The sequence below is a fragment of the Chitinophaga sp. SYP-B3965 genome, from assembly GCF_009647655.1.
In the GTDB taxonomy this organism is placed as follows: domain Bacteria; phylum Bacteroidota; class Bacteroidia; order Chitinophagales; family Chitinophagaceae; genus Chitinophaga.
The window spans coordinates 1,229,365-1,251,624 of record NZ_WJFD01000001.1 but is presented as its reverse complement, the minus strand read 5'-3'; the positions used below and the strand labels follow the sequence as shown (position 1 = coordinate 1,251,624).

Genomic DNA, 22,260 nt, shown 5'->3' with positions numbered 1-22,260 from the left:
AGCCTATGAAACCGATTATTTACACCTACGAAAAAGAGTACCAGATCAAGGGCTACTCATTGTTTCCATCAATTTTTCATATGAAGGCATTTCCGCTAATACGGAAATAGAGCCCTTTTGCTGTGCCTAACAGACCTATGACTCACCTAATTGTCAGAAACAATGAGAAGATTTCTACTCCTATTATTAACCATACTCTCCTCCGGTGCTATATCTAATATATATGCCCAGGAAGGAAGACTAACGGCTCCTAAGAAAGTCTGCCTGAACGCATATGCTTCCATGCATGCGTTCATCGACGATTTAAGGGCCGTAGATAGCGTACGGTGGACCATTGACCCTCCCGGAGCCACGCCGGCTACTTATACACATAGCAGAGCAATGGGTGCTCACCCGCTATTTAAGTATATCAGCACTACCGGGCAATCCGCTACTTTTATAACAGATAAGGTCGGGATATATAATATCACCGTCACTATTTATTATACAAGTGGAGGCGGGCAAGTAAGGAACAGGACCCGCAGCCAGTCATTTGAAGTATTTGATTGTTCCATGGATGAATGTGAAGGAACTTTCACTCCTGCAACCAACTTCAAAGAGACCTTTGGCCAGTTCTACGCCGGCGCTCCACGGAGAGCTGTGGACCCCCCGGCTACTGTAGGTTATACTTATGCACCTTCGGCAGACCTTGCAGATGACTTTTACAGCATTCACTATAATTCACGTACAGGTGGCCGCCCGGAATGGGATAATGTAGGCGACCATACAGATAACGGATATGGCGGGATGCTCATCGCAAACTCATCTGATAATCCTAAACTATTCTACAGAAGAACGATAAACGGACTTTGCCCGGGAGCAAAATATAACTTCTCGGCATGGTTCATTAACCTGAACTCTCTGACCGTATTAAGCAACACCTGTCAACGGGAAGATTACCGTTACGCAGGTGTTACTTTCGTTGTGCGGAATGCCTCCAATAATGCTATCATCAGGCAGTTTAATACTAATGATGTATCGATGGACCTCTCCCGCAATTTGCCGGGAGATCAGCATTTAACAGGCTGGCAGAAATTTGGTGGTACGCTTACACTGGCACCAGGCCAGCAGAACGTGATCGTGGAGATCATGAACAACAACCCCGGCGGTTGCGGTAACGACATTGCGGTGGATGATATTGAATTCGTTTTTTGTGCACCTAAAATATATTCTTATATAGATGGATTAGGCGTGTCTGAAGACATGGTATGTCCTGGGGCCGAATTGACCCTCACTTCCGTGATCGAGCCATCCAACTATTTTGCCAACCCAATTTACCGTTGGGAAATGAATAAAAATAACGCCGGATGGGTAACCGTTGGCGCTCCATATGCAAACTTCAATACGCCGGTACTGAATATCCCGGCAGGTACTTTGCAGGAATTAGACGTCATCGAATACCGGCTAATGGTATTTGAAGCGGGGAACGTAAATGATGCGGGGTGTTACACCCCTTCCAACCGGGTACTGCTAACAGTACCCTCACTACCCACTATCAACGCAACGAGACCGGCCATTTGCCGGGGGGATACTACCATCCTGAGGGCCAGCCCTCTGGAAACACCGAGCGTCACAGGGTATCAGAACTTTACGTTTGTCGGACCCAGGATCTTAACCTGGCCAACTCTTCCTGCACCAAAGGATTCCGTAATGGTGGATCCGATAGTGACGAGTGTTTATGATGTTAGAGGTGGTATTAACTACGGGCGCTATGCAAATGGCACGCCCCGTTTCTGCTATAAAGATGCCAGTATCACTATTACGGTGGATCAGCCGCCTGTTATAGGCCTTGGCCCGGACCAGATCCTTTGCGCAGGCACACCTGTTACGCTCGATGCGGGAGCGGCTAATACCGCTTTCCCTATTACCTGGACGCCAGGTGGGCAAACAAGCCAAACAATAACCTTCCCCGCCCCAACTCCAGGTACTGGCATAGCTACGGTCACAAATCAGTACAGGTTACTGGTGAGGAACGGAGAATGTTCGGTGCGTGATACGATTAATATTACCGGTGTAGCTACTGCCATAGCTAATATCAATATGCCGCAATTCTATTGCGGCGTTACAGCCATACAGCTGAAGGCAGACGCACTCACCGCTGGTTATACCGGGTTGTGGACCATCGTAGGAGCTACTTACGGTGCTACGATCACCAACCCAACACTTGCAACCGGCGCCCAGCTGACCAATGTTCCGCTGGATCAGGCTATCACTGTAAGATGGACAGTTTCTGCAGTTGCCAGACCGGATTGCAGCAGTTATGAAGAACTTACGGTGACCAGTGAAACTGCTCCTACTGCTACGGTAACAGGGCCGTTTACACAGTGTGCTCCTGACTTCCAGCTTTCCGGTAATGTTCCGGGAGCAGGCATGCAGGGAGTATGGGTGTTAATAACGGGTACAGCTACATTTGACGATCCAAACAGCCCCACTGCCATAGCCACCGTAACCGGCGGAGCACAAACAGTAAGGGTAGAATGGAGAGTATCCAGGACCAATCCTTCCTCTGTTTGTACACCTGCAACCAGGCAAACAACGCTTACCTATACGGCACCACCGATACTCAATGTAACCGGTGTTGATATAAACAGTTGCGCCAATACCAACAGGTTTATATTACCATGGGCAGCGGTGAACAGTCCAACCAGCTATATAATAGAAGCATTTGGCGCGAATCCAATGCCTGGATTCGTAACAAAAACCGGTTCTATTTCAGGAACTACTGGTAGTATAAACACCGCTATTCCGGCCAATACACCAGCAGGCACTTATACCTTCCGCTTAACAGCAAGGAAAACAACACCTCCGAATTGTAATGGATATACCTACTTCACAGTAAGGATCGAAACACCATCTACAGTACCTACCATTACCGTTTCTGCGCCAGTTATTTGTGCCGGTACTTCCGCCACACTTACAGCTAATGGTACATTAGGCTCCGGTGCGCAATGGGTTTGGTACCAGGGTGGATGCGGAACCGGTGTTTCAATAGGATCGGGCACCACTATCACTGTTTCACCAACAGCTGCTACTACTTATTATGTAAGAGCAGAAGGCGCAATGCCTTGCGGTAACACTACCTGTGCTTCTGCCACGGTGAATGTAGATATGATGCCTGCCGCTGCAAACGCAGGTCCTGACCAGGAACATTGTAACAATCCCACTTTCAACCTGGCTGCAACAGCACCAAGTGTTGGTCTTGGTACATGGACAGTACCTGCAGGTGTTACACTCACAGGCGGGATCAATAACCGCAATGCAGTGGCAATAGTACCTGCCGGACAAACCGCTACATTAACCTGGACTGTAACAAACGGTACCTGTACCTCCACTCCGGATAATGTAATACTCACTAACCTGAATCCGATCATTGATAATGTGATCTCACAAAATCAACTGATCTGTGCTGCCAGTCAACCTGCCCAACTTACAGGAACAGGAGTACCAACTGGTGGTACCGGAACATATACTTATCAGTGGGAATTCAGCACTACAAGCGCTACTGGTCCCTTCTCCCCTGTTCCAAGTGCTACAGGAAGCATCTTCCAGCCGCCTGTAATATCACAAACAACATGGTATAGAAGGATAGTAAACTCAGGTGCTTGTGCTTCCACCAGCAATGTGGTACAGATCCGTATAGCAACCAATCCTCCGGTAGTAGTTTCAACACCAGCTGCTATTGGCAGAGAGTGCCTTATTGGTACTGATTATACCGCATTATTCGGCGTACCTGTATTCAGTCACCCTGATGGTCTTTCTATTACTGTTACGTATAACGACGTTACAACGGCCCTTGCCTGCGGATTCAGAATTACCCGCACCTGGACTGCTACAGACGCTTGTATGCATACGGTAACCACTTCTCAGGCCATCACGATCACCGATACAACAGTACCGCTGATTGCCGGTATACCAAATGATACCACTGTAAATTGTGACGCTGTTCCTGTTCAACCAGATCTTACAGCTACTGATAATTGTGATAATAATGTAGCGGTAACAAAATCAGAAACACGTACCAATGGTGCATGTGCCAACAGCTACACACTCACACGCAGATGGACTGCCAGGGATGCCTGCGGTAATGAAACGATCGTTACGCAGATTGTTACTGTGAGAGATACCACTGCTCCTGTTGTAACAACGGTTATTCCAGCTACCAGAACGGTAAATTGTGATGCTGTACCTGTTCAGGAAACCATTACAGCTACCGATAATTGCTCTACCGTTCCGAATATCACTATCACCAGATCAGAAGTTCGTACCAATGGTGCCTGCGCTAACAGCTACACCCTCACACGTACATGGTTAGTAAGAGATGAGTGTGGTAATGATACTACTATCACGCAGGTGATGACGGTTCAGGATACCACTGCTCCTGTTGTAACCACGGTTATTCCAGCTACCAGAACAGTAAATTGTGATGCAGTACCTGTTCAGGAAACTATCACAGCTACCGATAATTGCTCTACCGTTCCGAATATCACTATCACCAGATCAGAAGTTCGTACTAATGGTGCCTGCGCTAACAGCTACACCCTGACACGTACCTGGTTGGTAAGAGATGAGTGCGGTAATGATACTACTATCACGCAGGTTATGACGGTTCAGGATACCACTGCTCCTGTTGTAACCACGGTTATTCCAGCTGCCAGAACGGTAAATTGTGATGCTGTACCTGTTCAGGAAGACGTTACTGCTATCGATAATTGCTCTACCGTTCCGAATATCAGTATCACTAAATCAGAAGTTCGTACGAATGGTGCCTGCGCTAACAGCTACACCCTGACACGCACCTGGTTAGTAAGAGACGAATGTGGTAATGATACCACTATTACACAAGTGATCAATGTTCAGGATACTACTGCACCGGTGGTTACAACCATCATCCCAGCCGCCAGAACAGTGGATTGTGATGATGTACCGGTTCAGGAAGATATCACTGCTACCGACAACTGCTCTACCGTACCAAACATTACGGTGATCAAAAATGAAACCCGTACCAATGGTGCCTGCACTAACAGCTACATCCTGACACGTACCTGGTTAGTAAGAGACGAATGTGGTAATGATACGACCATCACGCAAGTGATCAATGTTCAGGACACTACCGCTCCGGTATTCTCCGGCCTTGCTCCTGCTGACACTACCGTAAATTGTAACAGTGTTCCAACACAAGCAACGATCACTGCTACGGACAATTGTTCTACTACACCGAATATTGCGGTGACTATGAACGAGGTTCGTACAAACGGTGCTTGTGCCAACACTTATACCCTTACACGTACATGGACAGCCAGGGATGAATGTGGCAACGACACCACCATCACACAAGTGATCCATGTTCAGGATACTACCGCTCCGGTATTTGCAGCAGTAGCTCCGGCAGACACCACCGTAAATTGTAACAGCGTTCCAACGCAAGCAACGATCACTGCTACGGACAATTGTTCTACCACACCGAATATTGCGGTGACCATGAACGAAGTGCGTACCAACGGTGCTTGTGCTAATACTTATACCCTTACACGTACATGGACCGCCAGGGATGAATGTGGTAATGATACCACTATCACACAAGTGATTCATGTTCAGGATACTACCGCTCCGGTATTCGCAGCTATTGCACCCGCTGATACTACGGTAAATTGTAACAGCGTTCCAACACAAGCAACGATCGCTGCTACGGACAATTGTTCTACTACACCGAACATCGCGGTGACAATGAACGAGGTGCGTACGAATGGTACTTGTGCTAATACTTATACGCTCACCCGTACATGGACCGCCAGGGACGAATGTGGTAATGATACCACCATCACCCAGGTAATTCATGTTCAGGATACTACCGCTCCGGTATTTGCAGCTATCGTGCCTGCTGATACGACCGTAAATTGTAACAGCGTTCCGACACAAGTGACGATCGCCGCTACCGACAATTGTTCTACAGTAGGTAACATCGCAGTGACAATGAACGAGGTGCGTACAAATGGTACTTGTGCCAATACTTATACTCTTACACGCACATGGAGAGCCGTAGACGAGTGTGGTAATGACACTACCCTTACCCAGGTAATTCATGTTCAGGATACTACTGCTCCGGTTGTAACAACGGTTATTCCAGCTGCCAGGACAGTGGATTGTGATGCTGTACCTGTTCAGGAAGACGTTACTGCTATCGATAATTGCTCTACCGTTCCAAACATCAGTATCACTAAATCAGAAGTTCGTACGAATGGTGCATGTGCTAACACCTACACCCTGACACGTACCTGGTTGGTAAGAGATGAATGTGGTAATGATACTACGATCACACAGGTGATCAACGTTCAAGACACTACTGCTCCGGTGGTTACAACCATCATCCCAGCTGCCAGAACAGTGGATTGTGATGATGTACCGGTTCAGGAAGATATCACGGCTACTGACAACTGCTCTACCATACCAAACATTACGGTGATCAAAACTGAAACCCGTACCAATGGTACCTGCACTAACAGTTACACCCTGACACGTACCTGGTTGGTAAGAGACGAGTGCGGTAATGATACGACCATCACGCAAGTGATCAATGTTCAGGACACTACCGCTCCGGTATTCTCCGGCCTTGCTCCTGCTGACACTACCGTAAATTGTAACAGTGTTCCAACACAAGCAACGATCACTGCTACGGACAATTGTTCTACTACACCGAATATTGCGGTGACTATGAACGAGGTTCGTACAAACGGTGCTTGTGCTAATACTTATACCCTTACACGTACATGGACTGCCAGGGATGAATGTGGTAATGATACCACCATTACCCAGGTAATTCATGTTCAGGATACTACCGCTCCTGTATTCGCAGCGATTGCGCCTGCTGACACCACTGTAAATTGTAACAGCGTTCCGACGCAAGCAACGATCACTGCTACGGACAATTGTTCTACCACACCGAATATCGCGGTGACCATGAATGAGGTTCGTACAAACGGTGTTTGTGCTAATACTTATACCCTTACACGTACATGGACCGCCAGGGATGAATGTGGTAATGACACCACCATCACACAAGTGATCCATGTTCAGGATACTACCGCTCCGGTATTCGCAGCGATTGTGCCTGCTGACACTACTGTAAATTGCAACAGCGTTCCAACACAAGTGACGATCGCCGCTACGGACAATTGCTCTGCAGTAGGTAACATCGCAGTGACAATGAATGAGGTGCGTACCAACGGTACTTGTGCCAACACTTATACCCTCACCCGTACATGGAGAGCCGTAGACGAGTGTGGTAATGACACCACCCTTACCCAGGTGATCCACGTTCAGGATACTACCGCTCCTGTATTCGCAGCTATCGTGCCTGCTGATACGACGGTAAATTGTAACAGCGTTCCAACACAAGTGACGATCGCCGCTACTGACAATTGTTCTGCAGTAGGTAACATTGCAGTAACAATGAACGAGGTGCGTACCAACGGTACTTGCGCCAATACTTATACCCTCACCCGTACATGGAGAGCCGTAGACGAGTGTGGTAATGACACCACCCTTACCCAGGTGATCCATGTTCAGGACACTACCGCTCCTGTATTCTCAGCGATTGTGCCTGCTGATACTACTGTAAATTGTAACAGCGTTCCAACGCAGGCAACGATTGCTGCTACAGACAATTGTTCTGCAGTAGGTAACATTGCAGTAACAATGAACGAGGTGCGTACAAATGGTACTTGTGCTAATACCTATACCCTCACCCGTACATGGAGAGCCGTAGACGAGTGTGGTAATGATACCACCCTTACCCAGGTAATTCATGTTCAGGACACCACTGCTCCTGTTGTAACAACGATTATTCCAGCTGCCAGAACAGTGGATTGTGATGATGTACCGGTTCAGGAAGACATCACTGCTACTGACAATTGCTCTGCCGTTCCAAACATCAGCATTACTAAATCAGAAGTTCGTACCAATGGTGCCTGCACTAACAGCTACACCCTGACTCGCACCTGGTTAGTAAGAGATGAATGTGGTAATGATACCACCATCACCCAGGTGATTCACGTTCAGGATACGACTGCTCCGGTATTCTCTGGCCTTGCTCCTGCTGACACTACGGTAAATTGTAACAGCGTTCCAACGCAAGCAACAATCACTGCTACGGACAATTGTTCTACTACACCGAATATCGCGGTGACCATGAACGAGGTTCGTACCAACGGTGCCTGTGCCAATACTTATACCCTCACCCGCACATGGACTGCCAGGGATGAATGTGGTAATGATACCACCATCACCCAGGTGATTCACGTTCAGGATACGACTGCTCCGGTATTTGCAGCGATTGCGCCTGCTGATACTACCGTGGATTGTAACAGCATTCCAACACAAGTGACGATTGCTGCTACAGACAATTGTTCTACTACACCGAATGTTGCGGTGACAATGAACGAGGTGCGTACCAACGGTGCTTGTGCTAACACTTACACACTTACCCGCACATGGACCGCCAGGGATGAATGTGGTAATGATACCACTATCACCCAGGTGATCAATGTCCGCGATACTACCGCTCCAATATTTGATGTGGTAGCTCCCGCAGACACCACCGTGAATTGTGACGCTGTTCCAACTCAACCGACGATCACTGCTACAGACAATTGTTCTGCAGTAGGTAACATCTCGGTGACCATGAGCGAGACTCGCACCAACGGCGCATGTGCCAATACTTATATCCTCACCCGTACATGGACAGCCAGGGATGAATGTGGTAATGATACCACTATCACCCAGGTGATCAATGTTCGTGATACGACTGCTCCAATATTCGATGCAGTAGCACCAGCAGACACCACCGTGAATTGCGATGCCGTTCCAGCTCAACCAGTTATCAACGCTACGGACAATTGCTCTGTAGTAGGTAATATCGCGGTAACAAGGAACGAAGTCCGCACCAACGGCGCTTGTCCAAATACCTATACGCTCACCCGCACATGGACTGCAACAGATGAGTGTGGTAACGATACCACCATCACCCAGGTGATCACTGTTCAGGATACTACTGCGCCGGTATTCGCTGTAATTGCACCGGCAGATACCACTGTAGATTGCAACAGCGTTCCAACGCAAGTTACAATCGCCGCTACGGACAACTGTTCTACGACACCGAATGTTACGGTGACCATGAACGAGGTTCGTACCAACGGTGCTTGTGCTAATACTTACACCCTCACCCGTACATGGACCGCTGTAGACGAATGTGGCAATGATACCACTATCACCCAGGTGATCCATGTTCAGGATACTACGGCTCCTGTGGTTACAACCATCATCCCAGCTGCCAGAACAGTGGATTGTGATGATGTACCGGTTCAGGAAGACATCACTGCTACTGACAACTGCTCTGCCATACCAAACATTACGGTGATCAAAAATGAAACCCGTACCAATGGTGCCTGCACTAACAGCTACATACTCACACGTACCTGGTTAGTAAGAGATGAGTGCGGTAATGATACCACTATCACACAAGTGATCAATGTTCAGGATACCGTTGCTCCAAGATTCGACCTGGTAGCACCGGCAGACACCACCGTAGATTGCAACAGCGTTCCAACACAACCGACGATCGCCGCTACAGACAATTGCTCTGCAACAGGCAACATCTCGGTAACAATGAACGAGGTTCGTACAAATGGAGCTTGTGCCAACACTTACACCCTGACACGCACCTGGACTGCTAGAGACGAGTGCGGTAATGATACCACTATCACCCAGGTGATCAATGTTAGAGACACAACAGCACCAATATTTGATGCAGTGGCTCCGGCAGACACCACCGTGAACTGCGATGCCGTTCCAACGCAACCGACGATCAACGCTACAGACAATTGCTCTGTAGTAGGAAACATCACGGTAACAAGGAATGAAGTACGCACCAACGGAACCTGCCCTAACACTTACATCCTGACACGCACCTGGACTGCTACAGACGAGTGCGGTAATGATACCACTATCACCCAGGTGATCAATGTAAGAGATACAACTGCTCCTGCATTCACTACGATTGCTCCTGCAGACACCATCGTGAACTGCGATGCCGTTCCAACACAACCGACGATCACCGCTACAGACAATTGCTCTGCAACAGGCAACATCACGGTAACAATGAACGAGGTTCGTACCAACGGTGCATGTGCCAATACTTACACCCTCACCCGCACATGGACAGCCGTAGACGAGTGCGGAAACGACACCACTATCACACAAGTGATCAATGTTAGAGACACAACAGCACCAATATTTGATGCAGTAGCTCCGGCAGACACTACCGTAAATTGTGATGCCGTTCCAACACAACCGACAATTACTGCTACGGATAATTGTTCTACCACACCGAATATCGCGGTGACCATGAACGAGGTGCGTACAAACGGCGCTTGTCCAAATACTTACACCCTGACCCGCACATGGACAGCCAGGGATGAATGTGGTAATGACACCACCCTCACCCAGGTGATCACTGTTCAGGATACTACTGCGCCAGTATTCGCTGTAATTGCTCCGGCAGATACCACTGTAGATTGCAGCAGCGTTCCAACGCAGGCAACAATCGCCGCTACGGACAACTGTTCTACGACACCGAACGTTACGGTGACCATGAACGAGGTTCGTACCAACGGCACTTGTGCTAATACTTACACCCTCACCCGCACATGGACAGCTGTAGACGAATGTGGTAATGATACCACTATCACCCAGGTGATCCATGTTCAGGATACTACTGCGCCAGTAGTTACAACCATCATACCAGCTGCCAGAACAGTGGATTGTGATGCCGTACCGGTTCAGGAGGACATCACTGCTACTGACAACTGTTCTACTGTTCCAAACATCAGTATTACTAAATCAGAAGTTCGTACGAATGGTGCATGCGCTAACAGCTACACCCTGACACGCACCTGGTTAGTAAGAGACGAATGTGGTAATGATACAACGATCACACAAGTGATCAATGTTCAGGATACTACCGCACCGGTGGTTACAACCATTATTCCGGCTGCTATAACAGTGGATTGCGATGCTGTACCGGTTCAGGAAGACATCACTGCTACCGACAACTGCTCTACTGTACCAAACATTACGGTGATCAAAAATGAAACCCGTACCAATGGTGCCTGCACTAACAGCTACACCCTCACACGTACCTGGTTAGTAAGAGATGAGTGCGGTAATGATACCACTATCACACAAGTGATCAATGTTCAGGATACCGTTGCTCCAAGATTCGACCTGGTTGCACCGGCAGACACCACCGTAGATTGCAACAGCGTTCCAACACAACCGACGATCAGCGCCACAGACAATTGCTCTGCAACAGGCAACATCTCGGTAACAATGAACGAGGTTCGTACCAACGGCGCTTGTGCCAATACTTACACCCTGACACGCACATGGACTGCTACAGACGAGTGCGGTAATGATACCACTATCACCCAGGTGATCAATGTAAGAGATACAACTGCTCCAATATTCGATGCAGTGGCTCCTGCTGACACCACCGTGAATTGTGATGCTGTTCCAACACAACCGACGATCAACGCTACTGACAATTGCTCTGCAACAGGCAATATCACGGTAACAATGAATGAGGTTCGTACCAACGGTGCTTGTGCAAACAGTTACATCCTGACACGCACCTGGACAGCTACAGATGAGTGCGGAAACGACACCACTATCACACAAGTGATCAATGTAAGAGATACAACTGCTCCAATATTTGCTGCAGTAGCTCCGGCAGACACCACCGTGAATTGCGATGCCGTTCCAACACAACCGACGATCAACGCCACAGACAATTGCTCTGCAACAGGCAACATCACGGTAACAATGAACGAGGTTCGTACCAACGGTACTTGTGCCAATACTTACATCCTCACCCGTACATGGACCGCTACAGACGAATGCGGTAATGATACCACCATCACTCAGGTGATCCATGTTCAGGATACTACTGCTCCGGCATTCACTGCGATTGCTCCGGCGGATACCACTGTAGATTGTAACAGCGTTCCAACGCAAGCAACGATCGCCGCTACAGACAATTGCTCTGTAGTAGGAAACATCACGGTAACAATGAACGAGGTTCGTACCAACGGTACTTGTGCCAATACTTACATCCTCACCCGTACATGGACAGCCGTAGACGAGTGCGGTAATGATACCACTATCACCCAGGTGATCAATGTAAGAGACACAACTGCTCCAATATTTGCTGCAGTGGTTCCGGCAGACACCACCGTGAATTGTGATGCTGTTCCAACACAACCGACGATCGCCGTTACAGATAATTGCTCTGCAACAGGCAATATCACGGTAACCATGAACGAGGTGCGTACAAATGGTACATGTGCCAACACTTACACCCTCACCCGTACCTGGACCGCTGTAGACGAGTGTGGAAACGACACTACTATCACCCAGGTGATCAATGTAAGAGATACAACTGCTCCTGCATTCACTGCGATTGCTCCGGCAGACACTACCGTGAACTGCGATGCCGTTCCAACACAACCGACGATCGCCGCTACAGACAATTGCTCTGCAACAGGCAACATCACGGTAACAATGAACGAGGTGCGTACAAACGGTGCTTGTGCCAACACTTACACTCTCACCCGTACGTGGACAGCCGTAGACGAGTGCGGAAACGATACCACTATCACACAAGTGATCCATGTTCAGGATACTACTGCTCCGGCATTCACTACAATTGCTCCGGCAGACACCACTGTGAATTGTGACGCCGTTCCAACACAACCGACGATCGCCGCTACAGACAATTGCTCTGCAACAGGCAACATCTCAGTAACAATGAACGAGGTGCGTACAAACGGAACCTGTCCTAACACTTACATTCTGACACGTACCTGGACCGCTGTAGACGAGTGTGGAAACGACACTACTATCACCCAGGTGATCAATGTAAGAGACACAACTGCTCCTGCATTCACTACGATTGCTCCTGCAGACACCACCGTGAATTGTGATGCCGTTCCAGCACAACCGACGATCAATGTTACAGACAATTGCTCTGTAGTAGGAAACATCACGGTAACAATGAACGAAGTACGTACCAACGGTACTTGTGCCAATACTTACACTCTCACCCGTACATGGACCGCTATAGACGAATGTGGTAACGACACCACTATCACCCAGGTGATCAATGTAAGAGACACTACTGCTCCAATATTCGATGCAGTGGCTCCTGCAGACACCACCGTGAATTGTGATGCTGTTCCAACTCAACCGACGATCAATGCCACAGACAATTGCTCTGCAACAGGCAACATCACGGTAACAATGAATGAGGTGCGTACCAACGGTGCTTGTGCCAACACTTACATCCTCACCCGTACATGGACCGCTATAGACGAGTGTGGAAACGACACTACTATCACACAAGTGATCAATGTCAGAGATACTACAGCACCAATATTTGATGCAGTAGCTCCGGCAGACACCACCGTGAATTGTGATGCTGTTCCAACACAACCAGTTATCAACGCTACAGACAATTGCTCTGCAACAGGCAATATCACCGTAACCAGGAATGAAGTACGCACAGACGGATCCTGCGCTAACAGCTACATCCTGACACGCACATGGACCGCCGTAGACGAGTGTGGCAATGACACTACCATCACGCAAGTGATCCATGTTCAGGACACCTCCGCTCCTGTTATCCTCGTAGTTCCTGCTGACACGACTGTGAATTGTGACGCAGTGCCAGCTATGATAGACCTGGTAGCTACTGATAATTGCAACGGCCCTGTAACTGTAACTAAATCTGAAACCCGTCAGAACGGTACCTGTGACAACAGCTACATCCTGACCCGTACCTGGACGGCTACTGACGCCTGCGGTAACGATTCGACCTACAGACAAATAGTGACTGTACAAGACACTACGCATCCAACGATCCTCATCATTCCTGCGGATACTACCGTGAATTGCGATGCAGTTCCGGCTCAGCCAGACCTGGTGGGTACTGATAATTGCTCTGCCACAGTAACAGTGACCAAAGCTGAAACACGCACAAACGGCACCTGTGACAACAACTATATCCTGACCCGCACCTGGACGGCTACGGATGCTTGTGGCAACGACACCACTTACACACAAGTAGTAACAGTTCAGGATACCACTAAACCAATATTCCCGACAGTTCCTGCGGATACTACCGTGAATTGTGATGTAGTTCCTGCTCAGGTTACCCTGGCGGCTACAGATAATTGCTCCGGCACTGTAACAGTGACCATGGCTGAAACACGTATCAATGGCAGCTGTATAAACAACTACCAGCTGATCCGCACCTGGACTGCTACGGATGCTTGCGGTAACGATTCGATCTACAGACAGGTAGTGACCGTACAAGACACTACTAAACCAATGATCCCGAACGCACCGGCAGACACTACCGTAAATTGCGATGCTGTTCCGGCACAGGTAGCCCTCACCGGTACAGATAATTGCGGTGGCATAGTAACAATAACCACAGGTGAAACACGTATCAACGGCAGCTGTGCAAATAGCTACCAACTGATCCGCACCTGGATGGCTGTTGATGTTTGCGGCAACGACACCACTTACACACAAGTGGTAACCGTAAGAGATACTACGAACCCTGTATTTGATATCGTAGCACCTGCAGACACTACAGTGAGCTGCTCTGAGGTACCTGTATTCGCAGACCTCACCGCTACCGATAATTGCGCAGGCGCAGTAACAGTAACGAAAGCTGAAACACGCACGAATGGTAACTGTGCAAACAATTACCAACTGATCCGCACCTGGACGGCAACAGATGCTTGTGGCAACGACACCATTTACAGACAAATGATCACCGTGGTAGATACTACCAAACCGGTATTCACCCTGCCTGTTCCGGCTGACACCACAGTAAGCTGCCATGCTATCCCAACTCAGGCAGATCTGAGCGTAACAGATAATTGCAGCCCGTCAGCAAATATCACAGTGCTGAAAAATGAGATCAGACAACCGATCCCTGGCGCTTGTGTAAATAATTACTTCCTGATCCGTACCTGGACGGCCCTGGATGAATGCAGAAATTCTGTAACGGTTACACAAACCATTACAGTGGTGGATACAACCCGCCCAACATTCACCAGCCCTGTTCCGGCAGACGTAACAGTAGAATGTAATGCTATCCCGACTGCTCCGGTAATGACTGCCACTGATAATTGCAGCACTGCCACCGGTGTTACAGTGAACTACACAGAAAACCGTGTAAACATCCCTGGCGCCTGCGTGAACAATTACCAACTGGTGCGCACCTGGACGGCAATGGATGAATGTGGTAACAGCAGCATCGTATCTCAGACCATCACGGTTCAGGATACTACAGCACCGGTATTCACTACCTCCGCTCCTGCTAATGCCACGGTAGAATGTGACATGGTTCCGGCTCAACCGGCCCTCACAGCAACAGATAATTGTTCTGCTGCGGCTAACGTAACGGTTACAATGGCTGAAACACGCATCAACGGCAGCTGTACAAACAACTACCAGTTGATCCGCACCTGGACCGCAACGGATGAATGTGGTAACGATACAACGATCACCCAGACATTGACGGTGATGGATCGTACCAAACCAGTATTCACCAGTGCAATCCCTGCAGACACTACTGTGAACTGTGACAGGATACCAGTACCTCCGGTATTAACAGCGAACGACAAGTGCAGTGCAACTGTAACTATCACATTTAACGAACAAAATATCACGATCCCTGGCGCTTGCGTCAATAACTACAGGTTGCTCCGCACCTGGACGGCTACTGACGAATGTGGCAACTATACAACGGTTATGCAGGTAGTAACGGTGGTAGATACAACCAGACCTGTATTCACCATGCCGGTACCAGCTAACATCACTGTAGATTGCAACGTTATCCCGACACAACCGGATCTCACGGCCACGGATAATTGCTCAGCCGCTAACAACGTAACGGTTACCAAAACAGAACAACGCATCAACGGTAACTGTGCAAACAACTACCAACTGATCCGTATCTGGACGGCTACTGACGAATGTGGCAACAGAGCTACTGCTACGCAGACGATCACGGTACAGGATACCACTAAACCGGTATTCAACATGCCAACGCCTGCTGATGCAACAGTAGAATGTAACAACATCCCGGCTCAACCTGTACTCACAGCTACAGATAATTGCAGCACCGGTACTATAACTGTGGTAAGATCAGAACGTATGGAACAGATCCCGGGTGCTATGTGCGCAAGCAACTACCGCCTGATCCGTACCTGGACGGCTACTGATGAGTGTGGCAACAGCACCACGGTGCAACAAACGCTCACGGTAGTAGATAATACCGCACCAGGCTTTACCATTGCAATACCAGCAGATATGACGGTGGATTGCAACAATATCCCGGCACAGCCAAGCCTGACCGCTACGGATAATTGCACGCCAACCAACAGGATCACCGTGGTAAGAGACCAGCGTCGTGAAGACATCCCTGGTGCATGTGTGAACAACTACCGCCTGATCCGCACCTGGACGGCAACTGACGAATGTGGCAACAGGGCCACCGCTACACAGGTGATCACGGTACAGGATACTACAAGGCCAACATTTACCGTATCCATTCCGGCGGATGCAACAGTAGAATGTAGCGCAATACCGGCTCAACCGAACCTGAGCGTAACAGACAACTGCACACCATCCAACCTGGTAACGGTTGTGAAGAATGAACGCCGCGAAGCAATCCCCGGCGCATGTGTGAACAACTATCTCCTGATCCGCACCTGGACGGCAACTGACGAGTGTGGTAACAGCAGAACTGTTCAGCAAACACTGACGGTAACAGATCGTACCGCTCCGGCCTTTACGATGTCCACTCCTGCCGACGCAACGGTAGAATGTAACGCCATACCGGTTCAACCGAACCTGACAGCCATGGATAATTGCAGCCCTGCCAGTGCAGTAACGGTAACAAGAGCAGAACGCAGAGAGAACATCCCTGGTGCATGCGCGAATAACTACCGCCTGATCCGCACCTGGACAGCAATGGACGAATGTGGCAACAGCAGGACTGTTCAACAGGTGATCACTGTACAGGATACTACTAAACCAGTATTCACTACTACCCCACCTGCTGATATAACAGTAGAGTGTAATGCGATCCCTGCTCAACCAGACCTCACAGCTACTGATAACTGTTCTGCCATGAACACTATCACCATCGTGAAGAATGAAGTGAGAGAAACGATCCCTGGCGCCTGCGCGAACAACTATCGCCTGATCCGCACATGGACAGCTACAGACGAATGTGGTAATAGCAGAATAGTAAGACAGGTAGTAACGGTACAGGATAAAACTGCACCAGTGTTCAACATGGTTCCACCAACCAATATGACGGTGAATTGCCACGAAGTACCTGCCGCACCAGTATTAACAGCTACGGACAATTGCTCAATGATCAATAACGTAACAGTGGTGTACAGCTTCGTTAAAACACAACTGTCTTCTACCTGCGTGTACAACTACAGACTGGACCGCATGTGGACAGCAACAGATGAGTGTGGTAATAAAGCCATCGTAAGACAAGTGATCACGGTAATAGATACAACAAGACCGGTATTCAACGCACCAACGCCAAGAGATACCACGGTTAGCTGTGAGTCTATACCAAATCCGCAGATCGTTACTGCATCCGATAATTGCAGTCGCCCTGGCGGTGTGATCATCACCCATAAACAAACAAGACAGGATATTCCGGGCGCATGTAAGAACTACCGCCTGATCAACACCTGGACAGCGAAAGACGAATGTGGCAACACATCAGTGATCACCCAGGTTGTAACAGTGGTAGATACTACAAGCCCGGTAATAGCAGCACCGCCTGCAGATATTACCATCATGTGCGGTGCACCGGTTCCGACAAATATGATCGAGCTGAATGCTACCGACAATTGCGACGGTACGTTCCCGAAAAAGGTGAAATACACCATCGATCCATATGTGAAGGATCTGTGCAACGGCTACACCATCATCAGAAGATGGAGCGTATCTGACGCATGTGGCAACGCAGCGCAGGACGTTACTCAACGGATCATCGTAAGGCCTTGTCCGAAACCAGAACTGGAAGCTGACGTTGTGGTGAATTGCTCAAGCAATCCGTTCATCACCCTCAGAACAAGAGGTAACGTGAACAAACCAGTATATGTACTGGTAGGTGTAACACCAGCCAACGCTGTACAGGTTCCGCTGATCTCTACCAACAACCGCTTCAACCTGAATGGCGCTACCACAGCATCCTTCATTGTTCGGGACGGTGTTACAGGTTGCGCTTCAGATACCATGACCTACAACATCACTTACATGCAAATGCCGGTGGTGAACCTGGGTAACGATACCAGCATATGCGGTAGCAACGGTATGGTACTGGATGCAGGCCCTGCTAACTTCGGATACACCATCAAATGGTCTACAGGTGAAACCACACAACGTATCAGGGTAGTGAATCCAGGTACTTATAAAGTAACCGTAAGCAACGGTATGTGTGTAACTACAGATTCGATCAAGGTGGGTGTAATACCAATGCCGCTGGTGAATCTGCCTGATACTACCATCTGCCGGGGTCAGAACGTGAAACTGGACGCAAACGTAACCGGCGCGTCTTACCTCTGGAGCACTGGTGCAACAACACCAGCGATCAATGTAAGCACACAGGAACGCTTCTGGGTGAGAGTGATGAAGAATGGCTGTATCACGATAGATACCATCAATGTAACAGTGAATCCGCCGCCGGATATCTCACTCAGCAGAGATACAACTATCTGCCCTGGCCAAACAGTGATGCTGACCGTAACTACAAATGCCGGTCGTATCCAGTGGGGTAACGGAGAACTGGGTAACTCTATCATGGTGAACAGAGCGGGCAACTACTCCGTATCAGTATACAGAGATAATTGTGTGGTGAAAGAATTTGTGAAAGTGAGCGAACGCCCTGATATGAAGTTCGACCTCGGTCCGGATAGGATCATGTGTCCAGGCGGAAGTATCCTCATCGATGCCCGCAACCCGGATGCTGCTTCTTACCGCTGGAACGATGGAGATCTGAATCCGGTGAAATCTATCACACAAGGTGGTAAATACATTATCGGTGTACTGGACAGGCATTGCGACCGCTACAAAACAGATAGCATCAACGTTATCATAGCAGGCGCGCCAACAGTGAACCTGGGTAATGATACCACTATATGCAGAGGCATCCGCTACCAGTTGAAATCTAACGCGAAGAATGCTACCTCGTACAGATGGAGCACCGGTGCAACCACCAGTTCCATTGAGATCACGCAGCCTGGCACTTACAGCGTAACGGCTTACAATGATTGCGGAAGCAATACAGATGTGATCACCATCGATATGAAAGAGTGTGATAGTCGTCCGGACTTCCCGAATGTATTCTCACCGAATGGAGATGGAAATAACGATGTGTTCCGTCCGGTTATCAGAGGACCGATGTATGACTACGAATTGCGCATCTTCAACCGTTGGGGTGAAATGGTGTTCATCAGTAAGGATATGCATCTTGGATGGGATGGTACCTACAAAGGACGGAATGTAGATGTAAGCACCTTCGTATGGTGGCTCAGCTACAAGAAAGTACGGAACGGACCAGCATTCGTGATCAAAGGAGATGTAACAGTCATCAGATAAAACAAAGTATATCGTTCTTTCACAAGGGAGCCCGCTCAAATGAGCGGGCTCTTTTTTTTCTGTTTGAAAAGAAAATACTATTTTAGTTACAGATTGATTTGTTACCCAAACTAAATTCCTCTTACAGGCATTTACAAAAAATCAATACAATATTTATCCAGGAATAAAAAAACAAGGAAAGGACTTCCTTGCGGAATGCTATTACGGTCGGCTAAGCCGGAGGACTGGAAGCAGCTGCCTGTCCTATATTCACAGTTGTGATTTGCTTTCGATTTTCATTCACAACAATTGCGAATGAAGCCCAGACAAACGTTTAATTAGAAAGAAATGCGGGAAATTAAAACGCCCGTTAATTGTGAATGAAGCCAAAAAAGAAAAAACCGTTCAGGTTTTTAGGTTTCCTGAACGGCCTTACCAAACTGGTGAGTTTAGCTGAAAAAATCAAAGTTCTGTGGGATTTGTTCCTTTAGAACTCTTTGCCTGGGTATTAGCCGTACCCGGGCTTTTTTATGAATGAAGCTTTTCTATTCTCTCACAAATATACTACTTCCCCTTCAATATTAACTCTTCTTCCCTATTTTCCCCAAATGTGTATCCTGGAACCCCGTCACTAATTTCAATCCATAACCAAACACGCGATCCATGGAAGAATGTGCAAACAGCACAAGCCCCACAAACACCAGCGGTTCTATCAAAAAGTAAGTTCCGATAATATAGAGGATAATGGCTACGCCTTTATGATGGAAGAAATTATAAACATAGGCTCCGGTTTTGGCATTGGCCAGATACCCCAGCATACTAATATCCGGAAGTAAAAGACACCCCCAGAACCACCACCAGGACATAGGATATTGCTGCTCGTACAGTAACAACGCCAGCATGAACATCGCGGCTTCTTCTAATTTGAGGAGATTTTTCATAATGAGCAAAGATCAAAAAAAAATCCCGGTAAGCAAGTTACCGGGATTTCGCAAAAAAGCTTATTGAAAAACTTAGTAAAGCATCCTTGTTTTAATAGTATGATTCACCTCCTTCAGCAAAGCAAAAGCTTCCTGTGAAAGTTTGGAATCCACATCCAGTACTACATACCCGATCTGATCGTTAGTTTTGAGGTACTGCCCCAGGATATTGATATGCCTGCTGGACAATTCCCGGTTGATATCAGAAAGTACGCCGGGCACATTCTTATGGATATGCAGGATCCGGTGGGTATTATCAACAGGCGGTACGCTCAGTGCCGGGATAGTATGAGAACCAAAGCTGGCTCCCTTTTCCAGGTAGTTGAGCATTTTGCTGCTCACATCCAGCCCGATGTTATGCTGTGCTTCTTCAGTACTACCACCAATATGCGGGGTCAGGATCACGTTCGGCAACAGCTGTAAAGGCGTGGCAAATGCAGCACCATTCTTTTCAGGTTCTACCGGGAACACGTCTATTGCCGCGCCGGATAAGTGACCACTTTCCAGGGCTTCCTTCAGGTCGTTCAGTTCCACTACTTCCCCACGGGCATAGTTCAGGAAAATGGCGCCTTTCTTGGCGTATTGGAGTGTTTCTTTATTGATCATGTTCTCCGTACTCTTGTTAGAAGGTACGTGTAATGTAATGATATCTGCTTTTGAGAACAGTTCCTTTAAAGAACGAACCTGTTCAGCATTACCAATTGGTAATTTGGTCTCCACATCATAATACAGCACTTTCATGCCCATTGCTTCCGCCAGTACACTTACCTGGGTACCGATGCTGCCATATCCCACAATGGCCATGGTTTTACCGCGCAACTCAAAGCTGCCGGTAGCTTCTTTCATCCAGATGCCTTTATGGGCAGCTACGTTCTTATCAGGTATACGGCGGATCAGCATAACAGATAAACCGATCACCAGTTCTGCTACCGAACGCGTATTCGAATAAGGCGCATTGAACACGGCTACACCCTGCTCAGTGGCGGTTTTAAGGTCTACCTGGTTTGTTCCGATACAAAAACAACCGATCCCCTGCAGTTTTTTAGCTGCAGCCAGTACATTGGCAGTGATCTGTGTCTTTGAACGGATACCCAGTAAATGGGCTTCTTTTACTTCTTTGATGAGTTCCTGTTCACTAAGGGCCCCTGATAATTTGCGGGTGTTAATGTAACCGGCCTCTTTGAACTCCGCGACCGCGGCATCACTAATGTTTTCCAATAAAAGGATGTTGATCTTCTCTTTCGGATAACTTGTTAATTTTCTTTGGCTCATGGTGCTGGCTATAATTCTACGATGACACAAGAATGACAATCACACGGGTGTTTGTCGCTAAAATTGTCACAAACCTAGCGGAGTTTGAGCAATAATCAAATACAGTGGCTGGCAAATTCGAGATTGCTTAAAAATTATACCTGATTGTTCCCCTTTTTTGAATAATTTCCACCCAAATGCCACCTATCGGGCATGAAAATTGATAAGTAATTGATTTTAAACTATTAGATCTGCA

At 48.1% G+C, this 22,260-nt stretch carries 3 protein-coding genes; 1 reads left to right on the top strand and 2 read right to left on the bottom strand.

The window, feature by feature from the left end:
* Positions 1 to 162: 162 nt before the first annotated feature.
* Positions 163 to 19,794 carry a gliding motility-associated C-terminal domain-containing protein gene (locus tag GFS24_RS04795; protein WP_153658423.1) on the top strand — a complete coding sequence of 6,544 codons (19,632 nt, stop codon included), beginning with the start codon at positions 163 to 165 and terminating at the stop codon, positions 19,792 to 19,794.
* A gap of 560 nt (positions 19,795 to 20,354) precedes the next feature.
* Here GFS24_RS04795 and GFS24_RS04790 read toward each other — a convergent pair.
* Positions 20,355 to 20,714 (bottom strand): DUF4260 domain-containing protein, encoded by a 360-nt coding sequence (locus GFS24_RS04790; protein WP_153658422.1) that lies wholly within the window; start codon positions 20,712 to 20,714, stop codon positions 20,355 to 20,357.
* Between the two features lie 72 nt (positions 20,715 to 20,786).
* The gene (gene serA / locus GFS24_RS04785) at positions 20,787 to 22,025 is read right to left on the bottom strand and encodes a phosphoglycerate dehydrogenase (protein ID WP_153658421.1); all 1,239 of its coding nucleotides are present in this window, start codon (positions 22,023 to 22,025) and stop codon (positions 20,787 to 20,789) included.
* Positions 22,026 to 22,260 lie beyond the last annotated feature (235 nt).